This window comes from Reyranella sp. (assembly GCF_044224635.1).
Taxonomy (GTDB): domain Bacteria; phylum Pseudomonadota; class Alphaproteobacteria; order Reyranellales; family Reyranellaceae; genus Reyranella.
In genome coordinates this window covers 1-26,680 of record NZ_JBGAKA010000080.1, presented here as the reverse complement: position 1 = coordinate 26,680, position 26,680 = coordinate 1, and the positions used below count along the sequence as shown (strand labels likewise).

At 65.7% G+C, this 26,680-nt stretch carries 20 protein-coding genes and 1 pseudogene; 5 read left to right on the top strand and 16 right to left on the bottom strand.

The genetic code is table 11. The features are described 5' to 3' along the window. On the top strand, positions 1-498 hold a 498-nt coding region (locus tag ACILR9_RS36930), incomplete at its 5' end, for a TRAP transporter large permease subunit (RefSeq protein ID WP_395714994.1). 95 nt (positions 499-593) lie between these two features. Here ACILR9_RS36930 and ACILR9_RS36925 read toward each other — a convergent pair. The 7 genes and pseudogenes from ACILR9_RS36925 to recO all read right to left on the bottom strand — a co-directional run bounded on the left by ACILR9_RS36925 (position 594) and on the right by recO (position 9,600). Continuing rightward, positions 594-1,697, bottom strand: coding sequence for a TRAP transporter substrate-binding protein (locus ACILR9_RS36925; protein ID WP_395714993.1), 1,104 nt, complete (start codon positions 1,695-1,697; stop codon positions 594-596). Positions 1,698-1,892: 195 nt separating this feature from the next. Then, positions 1,893-2,988 (bottom strand): annotated as a pseudogene (locus ACILR9_RS36920) (TRAP transporter substrate-binding protein). A gap of 232 nt (positions 2,989-3,220) precedes the next feature. Beyond that, positions 3,221-4,330 (bottom strand): TRAP transporter substrate-binding protein, encoded by a 1,110-nt coding sequence (locus ACILR9_RS36915; protein WP_395714992.1) that lies wholly within the window; start codon positions 4,328-4,330, stop codon positions 3,221-3,223. Positions 4,331-4,545: 215 nt separating this feature from the next. Further along, on the bottom strand, positions 4,546-5,652 hold the full coding sequence (locus ACILR9_RS36910; protein WP_395714991.1) for a TRAP transporter substrate-binding protein: 1,107 nt from the start codon (positions 5,650-5,652) through the stop codon (positions 4,546-4,548). A gap of 129 nt (positions 5,653-5,781) precedes the next feature. Then, positions 5,782-6,588 (bottom strand): undecaprenyl-diphosphate phosphatase, encoded by an 807-nt coding sequence (locus ACILR9_RS36905; protein WP_395714990.1) that lies wholly within the window; start codon positions 6,586-6,588, stop codon positions 5,782-5,784. A gap of 3 nt (positions 6,589-6,591) precedes the next feature. Beyond that, positions 6,592-8,832, bottom strand: coding sequence for a DNA topoisomerase IV subunit A (gene parC / locus ACILR9_RS36900; RefSeq protein WP_395714989.1), 2,241 nt, complete (start codon positions 8,830-8,832; stop codon positions 6,592-6,594). A 51-nt stretch (positions 8,833-8,883) separates the two neighbouring features. Further along, positions 8,884-9,600: a DNA repair protein RecO gene (gene recO, locus ACILR9_RS36895; protein ID WP_395714988.1), complete on the bottom strand. Its 717-nt coding sequence runs from the start codon at positions 9,598-9,600 to the stop codon at positions 8,884-8,886. 47 nt (positions 9,601-9,647) lie between these two features. On the opposite strand from recO, the gene ACILR9_RS36890 reads away from it, so the two are divergent. Then, positions 9,648-11,198: an alkaline phosphatase D family protein gene (locus ACILR9_RS36890; RefSeq protein WP_395714987.1), complete on the top strand. Its 1,551-nt coding sequence runs from the start codon at positions 9,648-9,650 to the stop codon at positions 11,196-11,198. Between the two features lie 307 nt (positions 11,199-11,505). Here the strand turns inward: ACILR9_RS36890 and ACILR9_RS36885 are convergent, their stop codons facing one another. From ACILR9_RS36885 to ACILR9_RS36875, 3 genes are all read right to left on the bottom strand, one after another. Next, a complete protein-coding gene (locus ACILR9_RS36885; protein WP_395714986.1) occupies positions 11,506-12,309 on the bottom strand; it encodes an EipB family protein in 804 nt (267 codons plus the stop codon). Continuing rightward, positions 12,306-14,957: an MMPL family transporter gene (locus tag ACILR9_RS36880; RefSeq protein ID WP_395714985.1), complete on the bottom strand. Its 2,652-nt coding sequence runs from the start codon at positions 14,955-14,957 to the stop codon at positions 12,306-12,308. Before ACILR9_RS36880 ends, ACILR9_RS36885 begins: the two co-directional genes overlap by 4 nt. Before the next feature lie 274 nt (positions 14,958-15,231). Next, positions 15,232-16,260, bottom strand: a complete 1,029-nt coding sequence (locus ACILR9_RS36875; protein ID WP_395714984.1) for a hypothetical protein — start codon at positions 16,258-16,260, stop codon at positions 15,232-15,234. A 265-nt stretch (positions 16,261-16,525) separates the two neighbouring features. Here ACILR9_RS36875 and ACILR9_RS36870 point away from each other — a divergent pair, with 265 nt between their 5' ends. The 3 genes from ACILR9_RS36870 to hpnH all read left to right on the top strand — a co-directional run bounded on the left by ACILR9_RS36870 (position 16,526) and on the right by hpnH (position 20,085). Continuing rightward, positions 16,526-17,605, top strand: coding sequence for a hypothetical protein (locus ACILR9_RS36870; RefSeq protein WP_395714983.1), 1,080 nt, complete (start codon positions 16,526-16,528; stop codon positions 17,603-17,605). Positions 17,606-17,932: 327 nt separating this feature from the next. After that, positions 17,933-18,910 (top strand): 4-hydroxy-3-methylbut-2-enyl diphosphate reductase, encoded by a 978-nt coding sequence (gene ispH / locus ACILR9_RS36865; protein WP_395714982.1) that lies wholly within the window; start codon positions 17,933-17,935, stop codon positions 18,908-18,910. An 11-nt stretch (positions 18,911-18,921) separates the two neighbouring features. Then, positions 18,922-20,085, top strand: coding sequence for an adenosyl-hopene transferase HpnH (hpnH, locus tag ACILR9_RS36860; protein WP_395714981.1), 1,164 nt, complete (start codon positions 18,922-18,924; stop codon positions 20,083-20,085). Here the strand turns inward: hpnH and ACILR9_RS36855 are convergent. From ACILR9_RS36855 to ACILR9_RS36830, 6 genes are all read right to left on the bottom strand, one after another. After that, positions 19,993-20,691: a phosphorylase gene (locus ACILR9_RS36855; protein ID WP_395714980.1), complete on the bottom strand. Its 699-nt coding sequence runs from the start codon at positions 20,689-20,691 to the stop codon at positions 19,993-19,995. The genes hpnH and ACILR9_RS36855 overlap by 93 nt on opposite strands. Then, a complete protein-coding gene (locus tag ACILR9_RS36850) occupies positions 20,691-22,886 on the bottom strand; it encodes a prenyltransferase/squalene oxidase repeat-containing protein (RefSeq protein WP_395714979.1) in 2,196 nt (731 codons plus the stop codon). Before ACILR9_RS36850 ends, ACILR9_RS36855 begins: the two co-directional genes overlap by 1 nt. A gap of 3 nt (positions 22,887-22,889) precedes the next feature. Beyond that, on the bottom strand, positions 22,890-24,131 hold the full coding sequence (gene hpnE / locus ACILR9_RS36845; protein WP_395714978.1) for a hydroxysqualene dehydroxylase HpnE: 1,242 nt from the start codon (positions 24,129-24,131) through the stop codon (positions 22,890-22,892). Continuing rightward, a complete protein-coding gene (hpnD, locus tag ACILR9_RS36840; RefSeq protein WP_395714977.1) occupies positions 24,128-24,979 on the bottom strand; it encodes a presqualene diphosphate synthase HpnD in 852 nt (283 codons plus the stop codon). The genes hpnE and hpnD overlap by 4 nt, the downstream gene beginning before the upstream one ends. After that, a complete protein-coding gene (hpnC, locus tag ACILR9_RS36835; protein ID WP_395714976.1) occupies positions 24,976-25,860 on the bottom strand; it encodes a squalene synthase HpnC in 885 nt (294 codons plus the stop codon). Before hpnC ends, hpnD begins: the two co-directional genes overlap by 4 nt. Before the next feature lie 13 nt (positions 25,861-25,873). Continuing rightward, positions 25,874-26,680, bottom strand: an 807-nt coding sequence (locus ACILR9_RS36830; RefSeq protein WP_395714975.1) for a glycosyltransferase, incomplete at its 5' end; no start/stop codon positions are given.

The window sequence follows — 26,680 nt, the reverse complement described above, 5'->3', positions numbered from 1 at the left end:
TGGGTCGAGCATCTGATGTCGAGCCTGCCGGGCGGCGTCTGGGGCTTCCTGATCGTCGTCAACCTGTTCGTCTTCTTCCTGGCCTTCTTCCTCGACTTCTTCGAGATCGCCTTCATCATCGTGCCGATGCTGGCACCGGTGGCTCAGAAGCTGCTGACGCCGGTGGTCGGCGCCGACGCCGCCCTGATCTGGTTCGGCGTCATGCTCTGCGTGAACGTCCAGACCTCGTTCATGCATCCCCCCTTCGGATTCGCGCTGTTCTATCTTCGCAGCGTCGCTCCCAAGTCGGTGAAGAGCTCCGACATCTACTGGGGGTCCATCCCGTGGGTGCTGCTGCAGCTCATCATGGTGGCGGTCGTGATCGCCCTGCCGCAGTCGGTGACCTACTTCCTCGACAAGCCGAGCGGTGTCGACCCGAGCAAGGTCAAGATCGACATCCAGGCGCCGCCGAGCGACGATGCCCCACCGCCGATCTTCGGCGCGCCGCCGAAGAACTGATCGCTTTGCTCGCCTCCCCCGTAATCGGGGGAGGAGAAAATGAAAAAGCCCCGCCGGGGGACCGGCGGGGCTTTCTCGCAAAGGCTTGTCGTTCTCTAGCGACCCTGGGCCGACATCGAGAAATTGAAGTTGTCGAAGGTGTTCTCGGCGACACGGAACCACAGGTTCTGGTCGGCGCGGAAGGCCTTCATGTTGTCGTAGATTTTCTTGAACTTCGGATCCTTGGCCGAGAGCTCGTCATAGTACTTGTAGGCTTCGTTGAAGCACGGCTCGAGCACCGAACGCGGGAACGGACGCAGTTCCGTGCCTGCGGCCACCAGGCGGCGCAGCGCTGCCGGGTTGCCGGCATCGTATTTCGGCACCATCCAGGAGGTGACGAGACCTGCCGCGGTCTCGACCATCGCCTTGTATTGCTTGGGCAACTCGTCGAATGCCTTGTTGTTGATATAGAGCGAGCCGACCGACGCGCCTTCCCACCAGCCCGGATAGTAGTAGTACTTGGCGACCTTGTTGAAGCCCAGCTTCTCGTCGTCGTACGGGCCGACCCATTCGCAAGCGTCGATCGTCCCCTTCTCGAGCGCGGGGTAGATGTCGCCGCCGGCGATCTGCTGTGGCACCACGCCAAGACGCTCCAGGATCAGGCCCGCGAAGCCGCCGACGCGGAACTTCAGGCCCTTCATGTCGTCCATCGACTTGATTTCCTTGCGGAACCAGCCGCCCATCTGGCAGCCCGTGCCGCCGAAGACGAAAGAGCGGAAATTGTAATCCTTGTAGAACTCGTTGATCAGCTGATGGCCGCCGCCGAAATAGAGCCACGCGTAATATTGGCGCTGATTCATGGAAAACGGCAGGCCGGTCTCGAACACGAAGTTCGGATGCTTGCCGAAATAGTAATAGGCCGCGGTCTGGCCGGCTTCGACGGTGCCGTTCTGCACCGCATCGGCGACCTGCAGGCCGGGAACGATTTCACCGGCAGCAAATACCCTGATCTGGAACTTGTTGTCGGACATCTCGCCGATCATCTTGGCGAACAACTCGGAACCGCCATACAGGGTATCGAGCGACTTGGGGAAGCTCGACGTCAAACGCCATTTCACTTCCGGCATGCTCTGGGCGATGGCCGGCGCGGCGACCGTGGTTGCGGCGGCCACGCCCGCGGCGCCAACGCCAGCGGTGCGGATAAACTTTCTACGCTGCATTTCTACTAATCCTCCCTACGGGACACCCCATGGTCCCGCTTGCGGTGCAACACTGGCATGCACAGTAGGGTTTGAAAAGGCACCTTGACGGCAAAAACAAGACCGTTGACCGCAACGGCCTCGTTCCGCCGGAGATGCAACAATTTCATCGGCAGGCGAGTGCAAATGCTCGCCTGCCCTATTGCCGCGAGAAGGTCAGACCTTGCCTGCTCCGTACATGCGGGCCATGAAGCCGTCGAAGCCACCTTCTGCGATGCGCGACCACAGGACCTGCTCGGAGCGATACGGCTTCCACATATCCCAGACCTTCTTGAACTTGGGGTTCTTGGCCTGGATCTCATTGCACAGCTCGTTGGCGGCATTGAAGCAGGCCTCGAGCACCGGGGTCGGGAATGGCAGCAGCTTGACGCCGCCCGCCACCAAGCGCCGCAGCGCCACCGGGTTGCCATTGTCGTACTTGGCGAGCATCCACAGGGTCACTTCGTTGGCGGCGACCTCGATCGCCTTCTGATACATGGACGGCAGCGCGTCCCACGCCTTCTGGTTGATGTACGCCGTCCCCATTCCGGTGCCTTCCCACCAGCCGGGGTAGTAGTAGTATGGCGCCACCTTGGCGAAGCCGAGCTTCTCGTCGTCATACGGGCCCGACCCATTCGGCGGCATCAATCGTTCCCTTCTCAAGGGCAGGATAGATCTCGCCGCCCGGGATCTGCTGGGCCACCACGCCGAGCTTGCCGAGAATCTGCCCGGCAAAGCCGCCAACCCGGAACTTCAGGCCCTTCAGGTCGTCGACCGTCTTGATCTCCTTGCGGTACCAGCCGCCCATCTGCGCGCCCGTCCCGCCCATCATGTGACCAACGACGCCGTAGTCCTTGTAGAATTCGTTCATGATCTGACGGCCCCCGCCGTGCATCCACCAGGCGACGTGCTGGCGGCTGTTCAGGCCGAACGGCATGGCGGTATCGAAGGTGAAGGTGATGTCCTTGCCGATATAATAATAGGCCGCTGTCTGGCCGATCTCGACCGTCCCATTTTGAACGGCATCGAACACCTGGAAGCCCGGAACGATCTCGCCCGAGGCGAACGGCGTGATCTTGAACTTGCCGTCGGTGATCTCGGAGATGCGGCCGCAGAAGAGTTCAGCGCCTCCCCACAGCGTGTCGAGCGACTTCGGGAAGCTCGAGGTCAGGCGCCATTTCAACTCGGGCATGCCTTGCGCAAGGGCCGGTGCCGCGACGGTGGTCGCTGCAGCGCCCACGCCAGCGGTCTTCAGGAATCTACGACGTTGCATTTGGTCCCTCCCTGGGATGTGGAGCAGCTCGGCGTCAATCGCCATTTGAGCTCCGGAGCCGATTGGGCGATGGCCGGCGTGGCGACACGCTGGCTGCATCGCCGACCGCGGCAGATGCCACGAACTTCCGACGTCTCATGATTGTTGCCTTCCATCGTTTCTCTTGCTTTGTCGCCTCAAGCAATCCGATGCGACGGAACCGCAACCGACTCCGTCGCATCGGGAATCGGCGCTAACCCAGCTTGTTGGCCGCCGACTGGCGCGCCATGAAGCTGTCGAAGGTGAACTCGGCAACGCGGAACCACAGAATCTCCTCGTTGCGGAAGGGCTTCCAGCTCTCGTAAACCTTCTTGAACTTCGGGTTCTTGGCGGAGATTTCAGCGTAGAGCTCATTGGACGCGTTGAACGCCGCTTCGAGCACCGACTGCGGGAACGGCATCAGCTTGGTGCCAGCCGCCATCAGCTCGCGCAGGGCCTTGGGATTCTCCGCGTCGTACTTCGAGAGCATCAGGGCCTGCGCCCGGGCACACGCCGCTTCGATCACCGCCCGGTAGTACTTGGGCAGCTCGGTCCATTTCGTCATGTTGACGTAGCATGAGGTTTGCGGACCGCCTTCCCACCAACCAGGATAGTAGTAGTACGGCGCGATCTTGTTGAAGCCGAGCTTCTGGTCGTCGTAGGGACCGACCCATTCGGCGGCGTCGATGGTGCCCTTCTCGAGCGCCGGATAGATGTCGCCGCCGGCGATCTGCTGCGGCACCGACCCGAGCTTCGCGCAGACCTGGCCGGCAATGCCGGCGATGCGGAACTTCAATCCCTTCATGTCTTCGGGAGTCTTGATCTCCTTGCGGAACCATCCACCCATCTGCGCGCCGGTGTTGCCGGCGGGGATCGAGATGGTGTTGTATTCCTTGTAGACCTCGGCCAGGGCCTCGCGCCCGCCGCCCCAGTTCATCCACGCTTCCTGCTGGCGGGCGTTCATGCCGAACGGAAGGGTCGTGTCGAAGGCCAGCGTTGGATCCTTGCCGATGTAGTAGGTGCCGGCCGAGTGGCCCATCTCGACCGTGCCATTCTGCACCGCGTCGAGCACCTGCAGCCCGGGAACGATCTCACCGGCGGCAAAGATTCGAACCTGGAACTTGTTGTCCGTCATCTCGCTGATGAACTTGGTGATGTTCTCACCGGCGCCGTACAGCGTGTCGAGGGACTTGGGAAAGCTCGAAGCCAACCGCCACTTCAGCTCAGGCATCGATTGAGCGATTGCAGGGGCGGCAAGCGTACCAGACGCGACGACAGCACCCCCGCCGACAGCGGCGGAGCGCATGAATTTGCGACGTTGCATTTGTGTCCTCCCAGGACATTTCTTTGTTCTGCACGAGTGGTTTTCCACTTCGCGAAACCAATCTGCCACGCGAAACACTGATTGGCAAAAGGAGAAACCTCACAGGAGCGGGGCTCAAAGCGCGGGTCCGGACGGCCGGTGGCATGACGCACGCGTCCGGACACAAAAAAAGCCCCGCCGAAGCGGGGCTTTGACCGGGCATCCGCCGGTTGGTGTCAGAGCTTGTTGGCCGCCGACTGGCGGGCCATGAAGTTGTCGAACGTGTTCTCGACGACCCGGAACCACAACACCTCTTCGTTGCGGAACGGCTTCCACGAATCGAAGACCTTCTTGAACTTCGGGTTCTTGGCGACGGTCTCGGCATAGAGCTCGTTGGCAGCGTTGAAACAGGCTTCCATCACCGACTGCGGGAACGGCAGGAACTTGGTGCCGGCGGCGACCAGCTCACGCAGCGCCTTGGGATTCTGCACGTCGTACTTGCCGACCGACTTGACGTTGGTTTCAGCCGCGGCGCTGGCGACCGCTTCCTTGTAGATGGCCGGAAGCGCATCCCAGGCCTTGAGGCCGACGAACAGCGACAGTGCGGCGCTGCCCTCCCACCAGCCGGGATAGTAGTAGTACTGCGCGACCTTGTTGAAGCCGAGCTTCTGGTCGTCGTACGGGCCGACCCATTCGGCGGCGTCGATCGTGCCCTTCTCCAGCGCCGGGTAGATTTCGCCGCCGGCGAGCTGCTGCGGCACGACGCCGAGCTTGGCCATCACCTGGCCGGCGAAACCGCCGATGCGCATCTTCACGCCCTTCATGTCCTCCGGCGACTTGATCTCCTTGCGCCACCAGCCGCCCATCTGGGCACCGGTGTTGCTCATCAGGAAGGAGGTCATGTTGTAGTCCTTGTAGAACTCGCGCATCAGCTCGAGCCCGCCACCGTGGTAGACCCAGGCATTGTGCTGGCGGGTGTTGAGCCCGAACGGCACCGCGGTGTCGAAGGCGAAGGTCGGGTCCTTGCCGACATAGTAGTACGACGCGGTATGGCCGCATTCGACGGTCTCGTTCTGAACCGCGTCGACGACCTGCAGGCCGGGCACGATCTCGCCCGCGGCGAACACGCGGATCTGGAACTTGTTGTCGGTCAGCGCGGCGACGCGCTTGGCGAAGTCTTCGCCGGCGCCGAAGATGGTGTCGAGCGACTTGGGAAAGCTCGACGCCAGGCGCCATTTGATCTCGGGCATCGACTGGGCGATGGCGGGCGCAGCAACCGTTCCGGCGGCAGCGACCGCTGCACCGCCCACCCCGGCGGTACGCAGGAACTTGCGACGTTGCATCTTGAATCCTCCTGATGGAAATCTGCAGGCGGCGCGCATCCGGCGCCGCAAGCCGCTTCGGCGGCGAGCTTATGGCACAGCGGCCGGGGGTTGCAAAGCACGCCCCTGCAGACCTGCTGCAGCGGTAATTCAGCGCAGCGTCAGCAGAATCAGGGCCAGCAGCCCGAGCGCGATCCGGTACCAGGCGAACACGCCGAAGCCGTGCCGGCTGATGAAACGCACGAACGGCCCGACCACCAGGGCAGCCGACCCGAAAGCAACCAGGAAGCCCAGCGCAATCACGCCGCTGCCGTGCCAGTCGAGCGTCGTCCAGTTCTTGTAGAGATCATAGACCGAAGCGCCGATCATGGTCGGGATGGCGAGGAAGAACGAGAACTCGGCCGCCGTCGCCCGATCGACGCGGAACACGCGGGCCCCCATGATGGTGGCCCCGGCCCGCGACACGCCGGGCACCATGGCGAGGCACTGGCAGAGGCCGATATAGAGGGCCGTCTTGAGATCGACCTCGTCGACCGACTTGATGCGCGGTCGCTCGGCAAACCGCTCGATTGCCAGGATGGCGATGCCGCCCACGATCAGCGCCACCGCGACGACCCAGGGGCTGAACAGCACCGACTTGATGTACTTGTGCGCCACGACACCGATCACCGCCGCGGGCAGGAAGGCAATGACCACCGCCGTCGCAAAGCGCAGCGCGAGCGGCTCGCGCCGCAGCACGCCGGTTGCCGTCGTCCAGAGCTTGGCGCGGTAGAGAAAGCAGATGGCGAGGATGGCGCCGAGCTGGATGACGATCTCGAAAACCTTGCCGGGCGGTCCCTGGAAATTCAGCACCTCCTCGGCGAGGATGATGTGCCCTGTCGAGGAGACCGGCAGGAACTCGGTGAGGCCCTCGACGACGCCGATCAGCACCGTCTTCCAGATCAGCGTCAGGTCCATCGCTCAGTCCTTGAAGCGTCGGGCGCGCGGCCAGCCTTTTTCGGGCATGCGCCCCGCCTGGGCGCGCTCGCCGCGCCAGAACTTGAGTTCCGCGGCCGGAATGACGCGGTTCGACCAGGGCAGCCCGTCACGCAGCAGGAAGGCCTGGACGTCGGACAGGCGGTCGGCCTTGGAGCGCTGCAGCAGCACCCCCCGGCCACGTCCCATCTCGGGCACCTGCTCCAGCGGGAAGATCAGCAGCTTGCGGCCTTCACTCAGCGCCGCCACCGAATCGGCGTGGTCGGGCACGATCGACAGAGCCTGGGCCTTCTCCTTGTCGGCGAGGTTGAGCACCTGCTTGCCGTTCTTGGTCTGCGCCACGACCTCGTCCTCGGGCACCACGAAGCCGCGGCCGGCATCGGACGCGACGAGGAACTTGCGGCCCCCCTTCAGGACCTGGAGCAGGACGATGTCCTGCTCGTTGCCGAGCTCGATCATGAGCCGGATCGGCTCGCCGTGGCCGCGCGCGCTCGGCAGCTTGTCGCAGCTCAGCGTATAGAAGCGTCCGTTGGTGCCGAACACCAGGATCTTGTCGGTCGATTGCGCATGCACGGCGAAGCGCGGCCCGTCGCCCTCCTTGTACTTGAGGTCGGCCGCCGCCTGCTCGTCGAGATGACCCTTGGCGGCCCGGATCCAGCCCTTCTCGGAACAGACCACGGTGATCGGCTCGCGCTCGACGAAATCCTCGACGGCGTGCTCGACCTCGGCCGGCGCATCGGCGAGATCGGTGCGCCGGCGGCCGATCTCGGTCTTGCCGCCGAACCGCCGCTTGGTCTCCTGCACCTCTGCGGCGATCGACTGCCACTGCAGCGTCTCGTCCTTGAGCAGCCCCCGCAGATCCTTGCGTTCCGCGGTGAGCTTCTTGTGCTCGCCCTTGATCTCGAACTCCTCGAGCCGGCGCAGGGCGCGCAGGCGCATGTTGAGGATCGCCTCGGCCTGCAGATCGGTGAGCTTGAACGCCGCGATCATGTGCGGCTTGGGCTCGTCCTGCTCGCGCAGGATCTTGATCAGCTTGTCGAGGTTGAGATAGGCGATCAGATAGCCGTCCAGGATCTCGAGGCGGCGATCGATCTCCGCCAGACGGTGCGTCGACCGCCGGACCAGCACCTCGCGGCGATGATCGAGGAAGGCCTGCAGCGCCTCGCGCAGGTTCATGACCCGCGGCGTGTTGTCCTTGTCGAGGACGTTGAGGTTGAGCGGGAAGCGGATCTCGAGGTCGGTCAGCCTGAACAGCTGCTCCATCAGCAGCTCCGCCGGGACGTTGCCGGTGCGCGGCTCCAGCACGATGCGCACATCGTCGGCCGATTCGTCGTGCACGTCCTCGAGGATCGTGAGCCTCTTGGCGTTGATGATCTCGGCGATGCGCTCGATCAGCTTGCCCTTCTGGACCTGATAGGGGATCTCCGTGACGACGATGCGGTACTGGCCGCGCGGCAGCTGCTCGACCGACCAGCGCGCGCGCAACCGAAAAGCGCCGCGGCCGGTGCGATAGGCCTCGACGATCGACTCGCGCGGCTCGACCAGCACGCCGCCGGTCGGGAAGTCCGGGCCCTTGACCAAGTCAACGAGCGTCTCCACCCGGGCATTGGGGGTGCGGATCAGATGCAGCAGCGCATCGCACAATTCACCGGCGTTGTGTGGCGGGATCGATGTCGCCATGCCGACGGCGATGCCGGCGGCACCGTTGGCCAGCAGGTTGGGGAAGCCGCCGGGCAGGACGACCGGCTCCTCGGTCGAGCCGTCGTAGTTGGGCCGAAAGTCGACGGCGTTCTCGTCGATGCCGGCCAGCAGGGCCTCGGCGACCTCGGTGAGCCGCGCCTCGGTGTAGCGCATGGCGGCGGGGTTATCGCCGTCGATATTGCCGAAATTGCCCTGACCTTCGATCAGCGGGTAGCGCGCGGCGAATTCCTGGGCGAGCCGCACCAGAGCGTCGTAGATCGACTGGTCGCCGTGCGGATGGTATTGGCCGATCACGTCGCCGACCACTCGGGCGCTCTTCTTGAAAGCGCTGCTGGGGTCGAGCCGCAACTGGCGCATGGCGTAGAGCAGCCGCCGATGGACCGGCTTCAGGCCGTCGCGCACGTCGGGCAGCGAGCGCGCCATGATCGTCGACAGCGCGTAGGACAGGTAACGCTCGCTGAGCGCCTGGCCGAACTGCACCGGCTTGACCACCGCCAGCGGGACGACGTTGTTGCGTTTTGCCATGTGCCGGTTCGAGGGGATGGAGGGCGGTTCGAGCCGCGATCCTTGTTGTTTCTAGCGCTGCAGCGTTTCCATAAATCTCGCCCGCGCGGCAGGCAAGGGCTTGTTGTGTGGCCAAAAGACGTGCCGCTCGAGAAAGAATGCGGTCAGATCGAGGCCCTGTCGCAGGTCCTCCGCGCCCGATGCGAGGCCGCCGGTGGACAGAAAGCCCGGCAGGGCGACCAGCTTCTCCTTGTAGGGTCCGGCCGCAGCGCGGCAGACCGCCCGGCCGGTCTTGGGCGACACGTAGGCGAGATCGGTCGTAGCGCCGGTCAGGGCACAGGCCGCGAGGTCCAGGCCGAAGCCCAGCTCCTGAAGCAGCCCGAGCTCGAGCCTGACGTAGATCGTCGGCCAACCCGGATGGCCCAGGGCCGTCAGGAAGGCCAGGAAGCCGTCGAACATGGCCGGATGGGGTTCGCGCTCCGGCAGGGCCGCGTCGATCACCGCGCAGGCCGCTGCAAGCCCGGCCAGCTCGCCCGCATCTTCCAGGGCCCGCGCCGCGTGGGGCTCGCGCAGCTCGGCGGTGTAATTGCCGAGCTGTTCGGCCAGGCGCGCCCGCCACGTGAGCGCCACCAAGTTGCCGGGTTGCCAGATCGGACGGGCGCGCCGCGACACGCCGCCGTTAACGAACCCTGCGTGCCGGCCATGGTCCCGAGTCAGCAGCGATGCAATCAGCCCAGTTTCACCATGTGCCCGCGCCGACAGCACGATACCCTCGTCGCACCAATCCATGTCGACGGTATGCCGCGTTTAACAATTCGGCGCTAGGCTGGCAGCCCATGACGAAGCTCAATCGACGCCGCCTGCTGGCCGCCGGCACGGTGGCCGCCGCCTTGCCGACCCGCATCTTCGCCCAGACCTCGGAGTCTGCGCGGCCGCGCCTGCTGCAGGGCGTGCAGTCCGGCGACGTCATGGCCGACGGGGCCATCGTGTGGAGCCGGGCCGATCGTCCGGCGCGGATGTACGTGGAATATGCGACGACCGAGAAATTCGCCGATCCCAGGCGGATCGTCGGTCCCCTCGCGCTGGAAGCGACCGATTTCACCTCGCGCGTCCAGATTCGCGGCGTGGCGCCCGGCCAGACCGTCTTCTACCGCGTGTCTTACCTCGATCTCGGCGATTACAAGACCATGAGCGAGCCGGTCTCCGGCCAGTTCCGCGTCCCGCCGTTGGCCAACAACGACGTGAGCTTCGTCTGGTCGGCCGACACGGTCGGTCAGGGCTGGGGCATCAATCCCGACCTGGGCGGCATGACGATCTACGACGCCATGCGCCGGCTGGCGCCGGACTTCTTCATCCACAGCGGCGATTCGATCTACGCCGACAATCCGCTGCAAGCGGAAAAAAAGCTCCCCGACGGCAGGATTTGGAAGAACATCGTTACCGAGGCGAAATCCAGGGTGGCCGAGACGCTCGACGATTTCCGCGGCAATCACCGCTACAATTTTCTCGACGACAATCTGCGCCGCTTCAACGCCGAGGTGCCTATCCTGGCGCAATGGGACGATCACGACGTGATCGACAACTGGTACTGGGAGCGGCGTCTCGACAGCGACGCGCGCTATCGGCAGAAGAGCACCGCCGTTCTGGCCGCCTACGGCGAGCGGGCGTTCCGCGAGTACATGCCCCTGTCGGGCGACCTCGACGGGCCTATGCGGCTTTATCGCAAATTCTCGTTCGGACCTCGTCTCGACGTCTTCCGCGTCGACATGCGCAGCTACCGCGGCCCGAACGGCCCGAACCGCCAGACGGCCCTCGCACCGGATACAGCCTTCCTCGGCAATGAACAGATCGAATGGCTGAAAGGCGCCCTGAAGGAGTCGAAGGCGACCTGGAAGATGATCGCCGCCGACATGCCGATCGGAGTCGTGGTCTACGACGACTGGCGTAGCAAATCGGGCTCGGAAGCAGTGGCCAATGGCGACGATGGCCCGCCGCTCGGCCGCGAGCTGGAGATTGCCGACCTGCTCGCCTTCGTCAAGCGCGAGGACATCCGCAACGTGCACTGGCTCACCGGCGACGTGCACTACGCGGCAACCCACCGCTACGATCCCAATCGCGCGTCGTTCACCGACTTCACGCCGTTCTACGAATTCGTCTCGGGCCCGCTGTGCGCCGGCGGCTTCGGCCCCAACATCCTTGACCGCACATTCGGACCCGAGGTGATTTTCCAGAAGGTCCCGCCACCCGGCCGCTTCGACCTCGCGCCGTCGGAAGGCTCCTGCCATTTTGGCCATGTCAAGATCGATGGCGCCACCGGCGGCCTGACGGTCAGCCATCGCGACACTGCAGGTGGCGTCCTCCACGCCCTCAGCCTGGCACCGGGCTGAGGCCTATAGGCGCTACATCAGGAGGAAATCTCATCCCGAGGACTTGCTGGGCTTTCGACCAAATTAAACGCCCATGGGGCTGAGCCCCAAAATTACAAAAGGACCTCACCCTGAGGAGCGGCCTGGGGGCCGCGTCTCGAAGGGTCGGCAACAGAGCGGGTGCTGCGACACGCCATTTCAGCGACTCTGTGCGGCCCATCCTTCGAGACGCCCTTCGGGCGCTCCTCAAGGTGAGGATATTGTTGGGTCTTCGACCAAATCTAACGCCTATAGGGCGAAGGCCGGCGCTGCTCAGATCTCACCAAGCCTATTTCGGGCAGTTCGGCGCTTCGCGCATTTCCAGGTTGCGCAGGTATGCGGCCACCGTGACGACACCGGCATCGACGACCAATCCGTCCATGACACCCGAATCGAAGAGGCGGCCGCGCAATGTCAGGATCGGCTTGCCGTCCCGCTGGGCCGGGCGCGTAATCGCCGAGACGAATGGCCAGGATTGCCTGCCAGGCACCTTGACGAAGCGTTGCGAGGGCGGCGATGCCTCGGGCGTGCCGTCAGCGGCCTTCCTGACGTCGACCAGAAAGGCGGCGCCGTCCGCCTCGGCGCCAAACAAGAGCACCGGAAAGGCTTCGCTGCCCGCGATCAGCCGTCGGACCACGTAGTCCATCGCGGCGACCGGCATCAGCGTGAGCGGAGGCAAGATCGACTGCTCCGGACCGTCTTCCATCTTGAGGTCGACGCGGTAGCCGCTGACGCTTCTCTGCACCGTGCCCCCCACCTCCCGCCTGGAGCCGTTCACGACCTGGGCGGTCCGCCACGTGAAGCCATTGCCCCCGCGCTGCTCTTCGCCTTCCATGCGCGAGGTGATGCCTACCTTGAGCGTGGGCGTGAGCGACATCTCGACGGAGAGCTCGCGGCGGACCCGCCAGCCGTCGCAATCAAGCCGGATGTCTTGGACGATTCTGCCAATACGCGTTGCGTTGAGGGCAGTGCCGAGACGCAACGAATACTCCGCCCGATGGGGCTGCAGTTGTGCCGCAACCGGGCTCGCCGCCAGCATCGCGGGGGCGACGGCAGCAGCCAAGGCCGAGACGAGCCGCGTGAACCGCTTCATTGTCTCGCCTCGCGCCCCGCGCCCTTGGCGGATGGCGGGACGGCGAGCAGCGCAGGCCGGAACAGCAGGGTCACCAGCAGCTCCCAGCCGAGCGAGATCATCAGCAGGCGGCCCATGCTGGCGGTGCCGGGATGGTTCGAAAGCCAAAGCGCGCCGAATGCCGTCGCGGTGGTGAGGGCGCTGAACACCACGGCCCGCATGAGGCTCGACTGCAACGGCGCGGTCTCGCCGGCGCGCCATGCCATGACGAAGTAGATGTTGAAAGCCACGCCGACCCCGAACAGCAAAGGCAGAGCGATGATATTGGCGAAATTCAGTGGCAGGTCGAGGGCCGCTGTGGTCGCGAAGGACAGGAGTCCGCTCAGCAGCACCGGAATCATGGTCAGCACGACGTCGCGCACGCGGCGCAGCGCCAGCAGCAGGATCAGCGTGATGGCGACGAACGAGTAGACCCCGGCCTGCAGGAAGGAGGCGACGATCGTGTCGCCCGCCGCGTGGATCGAGATCGGCACGCCCGTGGCGTCGGGAGCGACAGCCTGGACGGCGCGGGCGAAGCGCCACAGCCCGTCGTCGGTATCCAGCTCGGGCCGCGGGAACACCTGTATCCGGGCGCGACCATCGCTCGCGATCCAGTCGCTGACAATTTCGCGCGGCAGCGTCTCGATCGACACGGGACCTGCCTGCAGCATCGTGCGCAGCCGCTCGAGCATGATGCCGAGCGGCAAGACGACGGCCGTGGCGGCGGCGGCCCGCACATCGGGCGCGGCCTCACCCAGGCGATCGAGGGCATCGGCCAGCCGACGCGCGTCGTCCGACGCCGGATCGGAAACCTTCGTCGCGACAGGGTGCAGCCCCGCCACCTGGCGCAGCAGCGACGCCGTCTTGGCGAGAGCCTGCTTCAGGTCCTCATCCGACGGCGGCGGCACACGCGACACGCCGAGCGAAGGTCCAAGGCGCTGGGCAGCGGCGCGGATGACCGCGAGCTTCTCCGCCTGGCCCTCGGGGACGAACCTTTGCAAGGTCACGATGCGCGACACTTCCGGCAGGGCCGCGAGCCGGCGCTCGATCGGCTCGGACGCCGCGAGCGACGGTACGAGCACGTTCAGGGTATCGGGGGTCCAGGCGGGATCAGACGTGAGATCCTCGAGAGTCGCCATCGATTCGACCGTCAGGCTCTTGAGGTGGAGCGGATTGAAATCAAAGCGCACGAACGGCAGCGCCGCCGCCGAGACGATTGCCACGAGCAGGCCGGCGCCCAGTACGGCGTGGCGGTGGCGGCGCAGGAAGGCTTCCACTGGCGCCAGCCGGGCATAGCCCACTTCCGACATCATGCCGACGGGTGGATGCAGCAGGACGAGCAAGGCCGGCAGCAACGTCACGGCGAGCGCAAAAGCGACGGCCATGCCGAGGCCGGCGATCAAGCCGAGCTCGGCCACGCCGACATAGTCGGTCGGCAGGAAGGCGAAGAAGCCGACGCCGATGGCCGACGCCGCCAGGGCCAGCGGCAAGCCGACGCCTCGGCCGGCCGCGGTCAGGGCTTGTCTGAGACCCAGGTCGAGATGCCGTTCGGCCAGGAAGCGCACGCTGAACTGGATGCTGAAGTCGATGCCGAGGCCCACGAACAGCGGAATGAAGGCGACGGAGATCAGGTTTAGCCTGCCTGTCACTAGGAGCCCGAGGCCGGTCGTCATGAGCAGACCGACGAAAGTCACCAGCAGGATCGCGCCCACGACTCGGCCCGAATGGACCGCCCACCACAGGATGCCGAGCAGCGCGATGACCATTGCCGCCGCCACCACCTGCCAATCTTCCGCCAGGGAGGCAAATTCCTCGTCGGAAAGCGCCACCGGCCCGGTGAGACGGACGTTCACGCCATGCGCCGGATCGGGCCGGAGCAAACGCGCCGTCTCGCGGATCGCGCTGCTCGCCGCCTGCCCGGGCTGCAGGGCGGTGTAGTCCAGGACCGGCTGGACGAGGAGGACACGTCGCGTGGGGCGCTGGCCGTCCAGCCTTCCCCCGTCCGTTCCGCCGCCAGCGCCACCAATCACGTCTTGCCAGGAGAAGAACGCTGGCTGACCTGCCGCCGCCTTCTCGAACGTGCCGGCGAGCGCCGCCATGAGCGGCTGGAAGTCTCCCAGCTTGGCCTGGCCGTGCTGGACGCCTTGAAGCGCCCTTACGACAGTGGCGAGAACACCGCGCAGCGACGGATCCGCAGCCAGCGATGCAAGCAGGAATTGCTGGCGCAGCAACCCTTCCGTCGTCGCCTGCAGCTCCGGCAGGGAACGAAACAACAGTCCGTTACGATCGAAGAATGTTCCGCCATCGGGACGCCGCACGCTCCGGAACCGTTCGGGATCCCGTGCCAGGGCCATCGACAGCTGGCTTGCCGCATTCTCGGTGAGCTCCGGCGTCGCCCCGTCGATAACGACGATCATCAGTTTCTGCAGCGACGGGAAGGCCGCCTCGATGGCGAGCTCCCGCTTGCGCCATCCATCGCCGGTCGAGATCAGCTCGGCGGTGTCGGTGGTCATGCGGAAATGGCCGGCAGAAAAGATCACCACCACCGCCGTCATGGCGAGAGACAACAACAGAGCGATGAATGGATGCCGTACACTGGTCGCGACGACGCGGCCGACCCACGCACTCATGCATCAGCTCGTGCTGGCGAGCGCGCCTCCGACGGAACGTTCATGATCGATCCTTCATTGCGCGCTTGCTTGTGCTTGTTCACTGCGCATTTGAAGCGACAATCGCGCGACATCTTGCCACCGCCGCGCCTGCAAGGATCGCGGCAATGAACTCGACCTCAATCGACTCCGCGCCTGGCGGACTCACCGGCCTGCGCCCGCGATCCTTGCATGCAGCGAGATGCATGCAGTCGAGGACAACCCCCAACGTCTTCAAAAGTTCCTGGGAATCTCGCTAGCGCCCTTTACCCGGCCAGAGCTTGCCAAGGGCCAGCACAAACCGCGCTAAAGCGGGAACCCGGGTCGGCCGGCACAGACGCGGGTCATAGCCCGCCAGTCGCCGGTCGTTTTCCTCCAGGCAAATCTGCATCAGGTCGAAGAATCCGATCTTGACCGGCGTCACGGCCTGCGCGCCGTTGACCGTGAAATTGCTTTCCTGCTGCGAGGCGGTCTTGTTGGTGCCCACGCTGCGTGCGAGCCCGACGCGCAGCCCCGCGATATAGACCCAGGCACCCGCGACGCGCAGCTCGAACCGGAGGCGCCGCCACCAACCGAGATTGGCGCGATGCCACGCCAGCCAATTGGCGAAGAGCAGGATGTGGCGGCATTCCTCCTGGATCACGGGCTCGAACGTGTCGACAAGCTCAGGGGGGAAGAAGCCGGATCGTTTGGCCAGCTCGAAAAGCCCGAAGGCGAAGAAGCTGTCGATCGACTCGGAATAGCCGGTGACGAGAAACGCAAACTCCCGATCGCGCGGCGTCAGGTATGCCGGCTCCTTGGCCAGCTCGATGCCATAGGCGCGCACCAGATGCGAGAGGACCTCCTTGTGGCGGTTCTCCTCCCATGCATTCAGCATGATCGTCGACCGCATCGCCGGGTCGTCGAGCGCGACGGCGAAGGCGGCAAAGCTGAGCCGTGCCCTGCCTTCGGTCTGAACCGCGATATCCCAGATGGGCAGCGACCTCAGGCGCTGCAATGCGTCCGGACCAAGCGTTGGCCAGGCAATCACCGAGGGGCGGTAAGGATTGAACGTCTCTTCGAACATCGCGCAGATCGCGCTCTTGTGGGCCGCCGAGCCCGGCGTCAGTGGGCCGACCTCCGCGCTCGTCCAATGCCTTGCCGCGCGGTCGGCTGCTGCGACAGCCGACAATGTCGCGGGATGCCCGGCGACTTCCGGCGGAACAAAGCGCAACACCGTTTCCTCGAGAAGCCGCGCGCCACTGCCCTCAAGCACATTTTCCGCAGTTCGCTGCGTCGTCGACATCCAAGTGCCCCCGCCTCACCGGCAATTGAAGAATACCGACTTTGACGTGAGCATGGCAGTTCCCAGGTATGCACGCCGAATGCACGGGGCGATCTCATGAGCCAGGCGCGTGACGGGCTTTCCGTCGCATCGTGCACACCTTAAGTTGACGCGAGAGGTCACCAGGCTGCTTTCGTCGTTGACCTGCTCAACCGACTGCAAACGAGGTCCTCAATGACTTCCGACAAACGTGTCGCACCGCTCGACCAGGCGGCACCAAGCAACCTTGGCGGCTAAAGCCAAATCCAGGCTGAAAGGCCTGTTCAGCGTTCTCGGCCAGGCCTGTGCGATCCTCGCCATTACCCTGGCACTGGATTACATCCTGCTGGCCTCGGTGTTTTCCGACTGGAAGCGCAGCTGGGCGGACGCCGCGACGGCCTATACCCAGGCTTATGTCCATGCTCCCTGGCATCACGACCTCGCGCCGAACCAGAACTCCATGCGGCCATGGGGCAAGATCCTCTATCCCTTTCGAACCGACCGGTATGGTTTCCGCACGGGTACCTGTGCCCCGGGCGAGGCCGAGAAGGGCAAACCCGCCATCTTCGCCGTCGGTGATTCGTTCACCGAAGGTCTGGGCGTCCCTTACGAGGAAACTTTCGTCGGCCTGATGGCATGCCAGGCGATCAAGGAAGACAAGGCGGCATGGGACCTCGGCGTCATGTCCTTCAGCCCGGTCATCTACTATCGCAAGATCAGGGCGGCTGCCGAGAAACTGGGCATCAAGCCCACGGAAATCTACGTCTTCCTCGATCTCTCCGACATCACCGACGAAGCTCTCGTCTATCGCGCCAACGAAGACGGCACGATCGGGGTGGCACCGTCGCACCACTGGTTCGACACTGGCCAGTTTCTGCTCGGTAACTTCGCGACTTTCAGGCTGTTCTACAATCTCTGGCTCGACACGCCGTTCGGCTCGGCCGCGCCCGATGAAAGCTGGCGCGGCCGCTGGAGCCTCGACCCCAAGATCATGAACGAATGGGGTCACCGCGGCCTGAAGCTGGCGGACAAGAACATGGACAAGATCGTTGAGCTCTGCCGGGAGTGGCAATGCCACCTCACCCTGGTCGTCTATCCCTGGCCCGACAATGTCAGGGCGGGCGATCGCAACGGAATCCAGGTCACCCACTGGCGGCAGTGGGCGGCGAAGCGCGGCGTAAGCTTCGTCGATGGCTTTGCCCCCTTCTTTCGCGAACCGCCGGACGTCGTTGTGAGGAAGTACTTCATCGCCGGCGATGTGCACTTCTCGGCTGAAGGGCATCGCTTGCTATTCGAGGAGATGAAGCGCCTGGTTCGTTCCTTCTGAGCACCTGTGACGCGGCAAATGCGCGACATCTTGCCACCGTCACGCGCCGCGGACATGGCAGCAGCGCAATTCTGCGCCTCCGTCGATGTGCATGCCCGCGCTGACGCACGATCCTTCCATGCAACGGAGATGCTTGCGACCACGACCGCCGTATCCGACAATTAACGGTGTCTGCGATTGTCCCTGCTGGCGCTGGGTGTTTCGACCCGAGCGCCTGGTTTGCCAGACACAGCTTGTGTTGGCCCCCTGGCAAGGCCGCCCGCGAATGCCGACATCATCCGCGTCGTTGCGTCATCGAGGGTTGGATCTGGTAGGAGTGGATCGGGAATGCGGGTTATCTTGGCTCAACCTCGGGGTTTCTGTGCCGGCGTGGTGCGCGCGATCGAAATCGTCGAGCGGTCGCTCGAGAAGTTTGGCGCACCGGTCTACGTGAGGCACGAGATCGTACACAACCGCCATGTTGTCGAGCGCCTCGAGCGGATGGGTGCGGTATTCGTCGAGAAGCTGGACGAAATCCCGGACGGCGCCGTCACGATCTTCAGCGCTCATGGCGTTGCGCAGTCGATCATCGACCAGGCCAAGGCGCGCGGCCTGCCCGTGCTGGATGCGACATGCCCGCTGGTGTCGAAGGTCCATCTCCAGGGCAAGCGCTACGTGGCGCGCGGCCGGGCGCTGATCCTGATCGGCCATGCCGGCCATCCCGAGGTGGAAGGAACCATGGGCCAGGTCGGTGCGGCCATTCATCTGGTCTCCACGGTCGAGGACGTCGCGCGGCTCGCCCTGCCGGACGACGCCCCCGTCGCCTACGTCACCCAGACGACGCTCAGCGTCGATGACACGCGCGGCGTCATCGCCGCCCTCGAGGCGCGCTTCCGCGACCTGGAAGGGCCGGATGTTTCCGACATCTGCTATGCCACGCAGCATCGCCAGTCGGCGGTGCGCGACCTCTGCGCGCAGGCAGACCTCCTGCTGGTCGTGGGCAGCCGCAACAGCTCGAACTCGAACCGGCTGCGCGAGATCGGGATCGAGCAGGGACTGCCGAGCTACCTGATCTCGGACGGCAGCGAGCTCGATGCGACGTGGCTCCGCGGCGTGCGGACCGTGGCGCTCACCGCTGGCGCCTCGGCGCCCGAGGAGCTCGTCCTGGACGTCATCGAAGCTCTGCGCCGCCTCGGCGCGATCGACGTCGAGACGATGGACGGTGTCCAGGAAAACATCGAGTTCCGCCTGCCCTCCGAGCTCAGGTCGGGCGAGATCCGGGGGCGGACGGCGCGCAAGACCACTGCCATGCCGGCCGGCAGCTAGAGGAACGTATTTTGGGAATCCCTCTCCACCAGGCCGCCCGAATCGGCGCCTATCTGCTCCGCCAGCATCTCACTGGCCGCGAGCGCTACCCGCTGGTGCTGATGCTCGAGCCGCTGTTCCGCTGCAACCTGGCTTGCGCCGGCTGCGGCAAGATCGACTATCCCGCCGAGATCCTCGACCAGCGCCTGTCGTACGACGACTGCATGGCGGCGATCGACGAATGCGGCGCCCCCGTGGTCTCGATCGCCGGCGGCGAGCCGCTGCTTCATCGCGAGATGCCGAAGATCATGAAGGGCTTCCTGGCGCGCCGGAAGTTCGTGATCCTGTGCACCAATGCGCTGCTGCTGGCCAAGAAGATCGACGATTACCAGCCGCATCCGTCGTTCACCTGGTCGATCCACCTCGACGGCAATCGCGCCATGCACGACAAGTCGGTGTGCCAGCAGGGCACGTACGACAAGGCGGTCGAGGCCATCAGGCTGGCCAAATCGAAGGGCTTCCGCGTCAGCATCAACTGCACGCTGTTCAACGATGCCGACCCTGCCGAGGTCGCGGCGTTCCTCGACGACATGAAGGCGCTCGGGCTGGACGGCATCACCGTGTCGCCCGGCTACGCCTACGAACGCGCGCCGGACCAGAAGCACTTCCTGAACCGCAACAAGACCAAGGAGCTGTTTCGCGGCATCCTGGCGCGCGGCAATGGGGGCCGCGCCTGGCCGTTCAGCCAGTCGATCAACTTCCTCAACTTTCTCGCCGGCAATGAGAGCTACCAGTGCACGCCGTGGGGCAACCCGACGCGCACCGTGTTCGGCTGGCAGAAGCCCTGCTACCTGCTGGGCGAAGGCTACGCCAAGACGTTCCGCGAGCTCATGGACACCACCGAATGGGACAAGTACGGCGTCGGCAAGTACGAGAAGTGCGCCGACTGCATGGTCCATTGCGGTTTCGAGGCCTCGGCCGTGAAGGACATGGTCCGGCGTCCGCTGAAGGCCTTCGGTGTGGCGCTGCGCGGCGTACGCACCGAAGGTGCGATGGCGAAGGACATCCCGCTCGACGGCCAGCGGCCGGCGGAGTTCCTCTTCTCAGACCATGTCGGACGAAAGCTCGCCGACATCCGGGCCGCCAAGTCCGGGACCCGCAAGTCCGGGGCCCAGCAGTCGGTGGCCGCGGAGTAAGGCGCGAAAGGCCGTCTCGGCCTCCAGGCCGGTACGGATCAGCGCCGGAAGCTGTCCCGGCGCCGCCATCAGGGAGCGCAGGACAGCCGGCAGGTCGACGCCGCCATCCGCCCGCATGCCGACGCGTGCAGCCGGCGGCAGCGTGCGATGGGCCGCGTCGGAAATGACGCGCGCAGCAGCGAACGGCACGCCGCGGCGGCGGGCAACCCGGGCCGCGACATGCGATTCCATGTCGACGGCGATCGCACCGCTGGAGCGACGCAGCTCGTCCTTCTGCACGGCCGTCGCCGCCACGCTGTCGACGCCGAGCACCATTCCTCGAACCGCCTCCGGCAGGCGGGAGACGAGACGCCCGCTCCAGTCGGGATCGGTCGGCAGCTTGATCCCGTCATCCCCCACGGCGGTCGCGACCACCCACCTGCCGGGCCGCAATCCGGGTGCCAGCGCTCCCGCGATGCCGATGCTGATGATGCCGCGCGTGCCTGAGGCCAGGCGCTCGACGTCGCCTTCCAGCCGAGCCTGATCGCCGCCACCGGCAACCACCACGACACCCGGCCCGACGAGGATCCGCCGTTCGCGCTGCAGCCCGGTGACCGCGAGGATCATCACATGCCGTAGGCCACGCGCCGGCTGTTGGCGCGGCGCAGGTTGCGATAGCGCGCAAGAGCCCACAGAGGAAAATACGCCGGGTAGCCGTGGTAGCGCAGATAGAAGACACGGGGAAAACCGCCGCCGGTGTAGGCGTCCTGCCGCCACAGCCCTGCCGTGTCCTGGTGTTGCCTCAACCAGGTGATGCCGCGCGCGACGGCCGGATGGTCCACCTCCCCTGCCGCCATCAGCCCCAGCAGCGCCCAGGCGGTCTGCGAGGCCGTCGAGGGAGCGGGTTCATATCCGCGGTAGTCGAGCTTATAGCTCGTGCAATCCTCGCCCCAGCCGCCATCGCCATTCTGGATGGCGATCAGCCAATCCGCGGCCTTGCGCACGCTCGGCGTGGTCCCGTCCAAACCGATGGCGCCCAGCGCGCACAGCGCCGACCACGTGCCGTAGATGTAGTTGACGCCCCAGCGGCCGAACCAGCTGCCGTCCGGCATCTGCTCGCGCTCGAGGTAGTCGAGGCCGGCCCGGACAACGGGATTCTCCGTCGTCTCGCCCAGCTGGGCCAGCATGCTGATACAGCGGGCGCTGACATCGGCGGTCGGCGGATCGAGCAGCGCGCCGTGATCGGCAAACGGGATGTTGTTGAGATAGTGATCGACATTGTCGGCATCGAAGGCGGCCCAGCCGCCATTGCCGCTTTGCAGGCCCGCGATCCATTCGACGCCGCGCGCGATCGCCTGATCGTATCCCGGCCCGGGGCCTGCCGCCATGGGCGTTGATGGTCGCAGGCCAAGAAAATCCTCATCCTGAGGAGGCCGCGCAGCGGCCGTCTCGACGGATGGGCTACACACGACATCGTTGGAAAAGCGCTGTCGCAGCCCCTGTTCTGTTGCCGACCCTTCGAGATGCAGCCCTCCGGGCCGCTCCTCAGGGTGAGGTTGCTTTGTAATTCTAACGCCTAAGGCGCCTGCCCCCGTCTCACCTGCCCCCATGTCGCCCAGTTGGCGTCGCGCGCGGTCCATCGCCATGACGACGACGGCGGTGTCGTCGAGATCCGGATAGTGCGCGTTGCGATACTGGAAGGCCCAGCCACCGGGCCTCACCTGCGGCCGCCGCTCGCTCCAGTCGCCGCGCGCCTCGAGCTCCTGCAAGGGCCTCAGCCAGTCGAGTCCGCGCAGCGCGGCGGCCTCCGCCTCGTCCTGCTGGACCTCCAGCATGGCCTGGGCGGCGAGCGCAGTGTCCCAGACCGGGGACACGCAGGGCTGGCAGTACGCCTCGCCGTCGTGCACCACCAGCAGCTTCTCGATCGAGCGGCGCGCCGTGGCGTAGCTCGGATGATCCGACGCATAGCCCAGCGCATCGAACATCATCACCGAGTTCGCCATGGCGGGATAGATTGCGCCAAGCCCGTCCTCGCCGTTCAGCCGCTCGGTGACGAAGCGCACACAGCGCTCGACGGCGCGCTGGCGCATCTTCTTCGGCCATAGCGGCTCGACTGCTTTCAGCACGCAGTCGAGCCCGTTGAAGAACAGCGCCCAGCCGCGATGCACATGGGCGGCCAGCCTGGGTTCGGACCGGCCGGTTGTCGCGAACAGCTCCTGGATGTCGACGCCGCGCGGATTGCGCGCGTGTTTGCGCAACGCCGCCAGCACGAGCAGTGGAACGATGACGGTGCGCGCCCAATAGGACATGCGCGACAGGTGGATCGGGAACCAGCGCGGCAGCAGGATGATCTCGACGGGCATGGTCGGTACGTGCGCCCACGAGAGTTGGCCGAACTGGGCCAGCAGGATGCGCGTGAACACATTGGCCCGCTCGGCGCCGCCGTGCGCCAGGATTGCGCTGCGCGCCCTGGCCATGTGCGGCGCTCCCGGGCTGTCGCCGATCATCTTCAGGCAGAAATAGGCCTTCACCGACGCGCTGATGTCGAAGGCGCCGCCGTGGAACAGTGGCCAGCCGCCATGCTCACCCTGGATGCGTCGGAGATAGACGCCGATCTTGCGCTCCAGCTCGGGCGCGTCCGGCTCGCCGAGATACTGGCGCAGCAGAACGTACTCCGACGGGATCGTGGCGTCGGCCTCGAGCTCGAAGACCCAGTGGCCGTCGTGGCGCTGCCGGCGGATCAGCGCCTGCACCGCGCGCGAGATGTCGCCCTCGATCTGGTCGAGATCGTTCCGGTCGGTCGTGGCTGGCGCGCTCGACATCGGTCAGGCAGCCTCGATCGCAAGCGTGGCCGCCCGGTTGCCCGACCGCAGCGCGCCCTCGATCGTCGCCGGCAGGCCGGTATCGGTCCAGTCGCCGGCCAGGAACACATTGACCCACTCGGTCCGTGCCGTCGGCCGGCGCGCATTTTCGGTCGGAGTCGCGGCAAAGGTGGCGCGCTTCTCCTTCACGATGCGGCAAGGCGGCATCGGTCCCGTGAGGTCGTGGACCGCAGCGACGTCGCGCCACAACAGCGCGGCCAGGGCATCGTTCCCGGTATCCATCAGATGATCGGCGGCGCTGACAGTGACCGATACTCGGTCATCAAAGGCAAAGACCCATTCTGCCGTGCCGCCGATCAGGCCGATCATGGAGCACGCTTGTGGCGGTGGAACGATCTGAAAGTGCGCATTCAGGATGGCGCAGAATGTTTGCGGCGCGCTCACGCCCGGCAACAGCTTCTCGGCAGCCCAGGGCGGCACGGCGACGATCACTCGATCGTCGGGCTGCAGGCTCTCCTCCTCGCCGTCGAACGCCAGGGCCACCGCCCTGCCGTCGGCGAACCTGACGGCGCGCAGCGAACGGCCGAGCCGGATGTCCACGCCGTTGCGGCGCAGCCGCTCCAGGGCCGGGTCGACGAAGGCGGCGGCGAGATTGGGCGAGCTGATAAGAGGGCGCATGTGGCGCCCGCCCCTGGCGAAGGTCTCGCGGACGATGGCGCCGGCCAGGTCGGCCGAGGCGCCTTCGGGCGCCGTGTTCAGGGCGGACAGCAGCACTGGCCGCAGGAATTTCTGCCACAGGACCGTATCGCCGCGAACGACCTCGTCGAGGCGGCGCCCGGGATGGCGCCGCATCAAGGCGAGCAAGGCCAGGTAATCGCGAAGACGCGTGCCGGGCACGCGACGGTCGGCATGGAGAATCCACCACGGCACGACGCCGTCGTCGGGCCGCAGGGTCCAGCGAACGCCGCGCTTGAGGTCGAGGAAGTTGAATTCCGGCCGGTCAGGGCCGGACACCCGGCCTTCGGCGCCGATGTCGCGCAGGTAGCGATCGACTGCCTTGTTGCCGGACAGGACGAGATGGTTGCCGTTGTCGATCGTCATGTCGAGGAGGCCGTCGTGATAGGAGCGGCAGCGGCCGCCGGCATGCCTGGCGGCTTCGGAGACGATGACGGACTCGCCGCGGCCCGCCACGGCGATCGCCGCGGACAAGCCGGCCAGCCCGGCGCCGATGACATGAACGGTCATCCGAACACGCTGCAGCGAACGACGAGATAGAGCAGATGAGGCTTGCCGATGCGCGCGCGGCGGCGCGGCGGCGCCCAGCCTTCAACCAGCATCTGCCGGAGCAGGGCGCCATAGACGGCCGCCATGAGCCGTGGTGCCAGCAGGCGACCGCGCGGCCGCGACTTCATCAGACGATCGGCCGCAACGAAGTAATCGAGCGACCGTGCGGCCAATTTCCGGCAGGCCTGATCGACACGCGCATCACCGATGACGGCATGCGGCTCGGTCGTCTCGACTCCCGCCTGCATCAGGAGCTCGCGCGGCAGATAGAGGCGGCCCATCCCGGCATCCTCGTCGAGGTCGCGCAGGATATTGGTCAGCTGAAGCGCGCGCCCGAGATGGTGCGCCAGTTGATTGCCGGGCGCCTCCTCCATGCCGAAGACGCGAGTCGACAGGCGGCCGACGGCGACGGCGACGCGGTCGCAATACAGATCGAGCGTTGCGAGATCGGGCGCGCGGATGTCGGCAGCGACGTCCATTTCCATGCCGTCGATCACAGCCAGGAAATCGGCCTGTGCCAGGCCGAAGGCCCGCATCGGCCCCTGAAGAAAGGCCGCCTCGCCTGCAGGCCGGCCGGCATAGAGGGCATCGAGGTCCTTGCGCCATTCCGCAAGCGCCGCGGCGCGGTCCGGGCGCGGCCGCGTACCGTCGTCGGCAATATCGTCGACCAGGCGGCAGAACATGTAGATTGCGAACATCGCCTCGCGCTCGGCCTTCGGCATGAGGCGCATGGCGGTGTAGAACGAACTGCCGGATACTCTGTTCCGGATGTCCGCGACCGCGACGTCGGATTGCGTCGTGCTGGTCATCCCCGACTTCCGTGCAAGCCAGGCTGCCGGGCCCCGACGATCCGCACCAACCGCCGCATCGCCACGACAAGGCCGCCGCGCAGGGCGAGGCAAGCGGCCTCGAGAGCATTATGGTGCACGCGCTCCGACAGGGGATCGCGCCGCTCCAGGCGACGCACGAGACTCTCCGCCAGGGCCTGAATGACACCGACCTCCAGAGCCAGCCGGCGATCGACGATGCGCTCTGCGAAGGGTCGCGAACGGTCGAGCAAAGCACCAGCCTGCCGCGCCAGGCCAGCGATCACACGACGCAGTTGGGGCGATCCCTTGCTCCGGGAAAGGCAGTCGACGTCGAGTCCTTCGGCAGCCAGGCGATCGACGGGAACGTAGACACGGTCGAGGCTGCGGTAATCCTTGGCACAATCCTGCAGATGGTTGATCACCTGCAGCGCCGAGCACAGCGCATCGTTGAGCGGCCACAGGGCATCCGACTCGCCGTGCAGATCGAGCACGAAGCGGCCGACCGGTGCAGCGGAGAAGCGGCAATAGTCCATGAGCTCGGACCAGTCGGCGTAGCGCCGCTTGGTGACGTCACGCCGGAAGGCTTCGAGGAGGTCGTGCGCGTGCCGATCAGTGAGACCCCTCTCCTGCAAGACCGATCGCAGATCTTCACCTTCAACACTGAAGCCGGCTTCGCCGTGCAATCCCGCCTCCAGGCGGTCGAGCTGGGCGAGCTTCTGCTCGGCATTGGCCGTCGGGTGGTCGGCGACATCGTCGGCGGCGCGCGCGAAGCGATAGAAGGCGAGGATTGCCGGGCGCAATTCGGCGCGCACGAGGCGCGAGGCCACCGGAAAATTCTCGTCCCGGTGCCCCTTGCCGGAGGTGAAGTCGGCGGCGCCCATCACACGTCACCCGTCATGCCTTGCCTGTCATCGCCTGGGCACGCCCCTTCCACAAGCCGCCGCGGCCGCGCCAACAGTCGATCGCCGACTGCACCGTGAAGAAGGCATAGGCGGCACCGATGGCGGGGAGCGCCAGGCCCCAGAGCGGCGACTGACGATAGAATCGCAGCATCGGCTGGAAGGTGAGCGCCATCACCAGCCAAGCGCCCAGCCCCAGCCAGCGCGCCGGGTCATCGTGGAAAAGCGCAAGCAGCGGCGGCACCAGATAGACCAGGGTCATTCCGGCAATGGTGCCGGCGAGAGCGAGCGGCGAATAACCGAGCTGGGCGTAGGCGGAGCGCGCGATCATGCGCCCGATCTCCCGGAAGCCGCCGTAGGGCCGCAGGCTCGTGGCTCGCCGCGTCAAGCCGAGCCAGATCGGTCCCTGCCCCTTCAGGCGACGGGCCAGCGCACAGTCATCGATGATCTCCGACCTGATCGCTGCGATGCCGCCGGCGCGCGCCAGCGCGTCACGCCTCACCAGCGTGCATCCACCGGCGGCGGCGGCCGTCCTGCGGTCCCGCCGTGCAACCCAGGCGAACGGATAGAGCATCTGGAAGAAGTAGACGAAAGCCGGAATGAGGAACCGCTCGGCCCAGCTCGCGCAGGAGAGCTCGGCCATCAATGAGACCATGACGCGGCCGTCGTGCTCGGCGCGCGCGATCAGCTTGCCGAGATTGTCCGGGGTGTGGCCGATATCGGCATCGGTCAGCAGGAAGTAATCGACGGCGTCGCCGTGGGCATTGGCATGCCGGATACCCTGCTCCAGGGCCCACAGCTT

What these genes read in the sequence shown, in the direction of transcription:
- ACILR9_RS36925 (WP_395714993.1), bottom strand. Translation starts at nt 1,697, where the DNA reads ATGCAGCGTAGAAAGTTTATCCGCACCGCTGGCGTTGGCGCCGCGGGC.
- ACILR9_RS36915 (WP_395714992.1), bottom strand. Translation starts at nt 4,330, where the DNA reads ATGCAACGTCGCAAATTCATGCGCTCCGCCGCTGTCGGCGGGGGTGCT.
- ACILR9_RS36910 (WP_395714991.1), bottom strand. Translation starts at nt 5,652, where the DNA reads ATGCAACGTCGCAAGTTCCTGCGTACCGCCGGGGTGGGCGGTGCAGCG.
- ACILR9_RS36905 (WP_395714990.1), bottom strand. Translation starts at nt 6,588, where the DNA reads ATGGACCTGACGCTGATCTGGAAGACGGTGCTGATCGGCGTCGTCGAG.
- parC (WP_395714989.1), bottom strand. Translation starts at nt 8,832, where the DNA reads ATGGCAAAACGCAACAACGTCGTCCCGCTGGCGGTGGTCAAGCCGGTG.
- recO (WP_395714988.1), bottom strand. Translation starts at nt 9,600, where the DNA reads ATGGATTGGTGCGACGAGGGTATCGTGCTGTCGGCGCGGGCACATGGT.
- ACILR9_RS36890 (WP_395714987.1), top strand. Translation starts at nt 9,648, where the DNA reads ATGACGAAGCTCAATCGACGCCGCCTGCTGGCCGCCGGCACGGTGGCC.
- ACILR9_RS36885 (WP_395714986.1), bottom strand. Translation starts at nt 12,309, where the DNA reads ATGAAGCGGTTCACGCGGCTCGTCTCGGCCTTGGCTGCTGCCGTCGCC.
- ACILR9_RS36880 (WP_395714985.1), bottom strand. Translation starts at nt 14,957, where the DNA reads ATGAGTGCGTGGGTCGGCCGCGTCGTCGCGACCAGTGTACGGCATCCA.
- ACILR9_RS36875 (WP_395714984.1), bottom strand. Translation starts at nt 16,260, where the DNA reads ATGTCGACGACGCAGCGAACTGCGGAAAATGTGCTTGAGGGCAGTGGC.
- ispH (WP_395714982.1), top strand. Translation starts at nt 17,933, where the DNA reads ATGCGGGTTATCTTGGCTCAACCTCGGGGTTTCTGTGCCGGCGTGGTG.
- ACILR9_RS36855 (WP_395714980.1), bottom strand. Translation starts at nt 20,691, where the DNA reads ATGATCCTCGCGGTCACCGGGCTGCAGCGCGAACGGCGGATCCTCGTC.
- ACILR9_RS36850 (WP_395714979.1), bottom strand. Translation starts at nt 22,886, where the DNA reads ATGTCGAGCGCGCCAGCCACGACCGACCGGAACGATCTCGACCAGATC.
- hpnE (WP_395714978.1), bottom strand. Translation starts at nt 24,131, where the DNA reads ATGACCGTTCATGTCATCGGCGCCGGGCTGGCCGGCTTGTCCGCGGCG.
- hpnD (WP_395714977.1), bottom strand. Translation starts at nt 24,979, where the DNA reads ATGACCAGCACGACGCAATCCGACGTCGCGGTCGCGGACATCCGGAAC.
- hpnC (WP_395714976.1), bottom strand. Translation starts at nt 25,860, where the DNA reads ATGGGCGCCGCCGACTTCACCTCCGGCAAGGGGCACCGGGACGAGAAT.